This is a genomic window from Oleiphilus sp. HI0067, assembly GCF_001635735.1.
In genome coordinates this window covers 1-644 of record NZ_LWFI01000440.1, presented here as the reverse complement: position 1 = coordinate 644, position 644 = coordinate 1, and the positions used below count along the sequence as shown (strand labels likewise).

At 38.2% G+C, this 644-nt stretch carries 1 protein-coding gene; it reads right to left on the bottom strand.

All coding sequences use genetic code 11. From position 1 onward, the window contains the following. Nucleotides 1-172: 172 nt before the first annotated feature. A partial coding sequence (locus tag A3739_RS05105) for a BLUF domain-containing protein (protein WP_068500574.1) occupies nt 173-644 on the bottom strand: 472 nt, incomplete at its 5' end.

The window sequence follows — 644 nt, the reverse complement described above, 5'->3', positions numbered from 1 at the left end:
GTTTGAAAGTGATGCAACAATGAAAGTATTAGATGTACCGCATTGTGACGACACAATCGCTCCGATTCTCTACAGTGTGCCTTTGCAACTACTAAGTTATTATGTCGCAGTGATTAAAGGTACGGATGTAGATCAGCCGAGAAATTTGGCGAAGTCTGTAACGGTAGAATAGTTATGTTAGGTGGGCTGATTTGTCCTCACTTAGATTAGTTACCGCATCAAAAACATGAATAATTGATTGCTCATCGATCATATGAATGTCTTGCGTTTGAACATCCGATACTAGCTTATCAAAGGCATCGGATGTGCCATTAAGTGTGACGATTGGCATCTGTGACCAGTCTTTAAAATACCGATCCGTGATCTTATCAAGATACAGTAACTGTATATTTTGATGCCTGTTGTCTTTTTTGACTCGCTCGAAGCATTTCTCTAAATGCACTTTTTCCCCTTCTAGACGCTGAAGAAAGTGTTCTCCTTTTAGCAGCAATTTACCTGTAATGTGTTGCTTTGAATTATTGATTTCAGATTTTTCTTTAATCTGATTAAGGACATCCAATATGCCTTCTTTAGACACTAATGATTCACTGATATACGTCAGTGAATATAGTTGTTTACAGGTTTTGTCCGCTTCATTGGGTTCG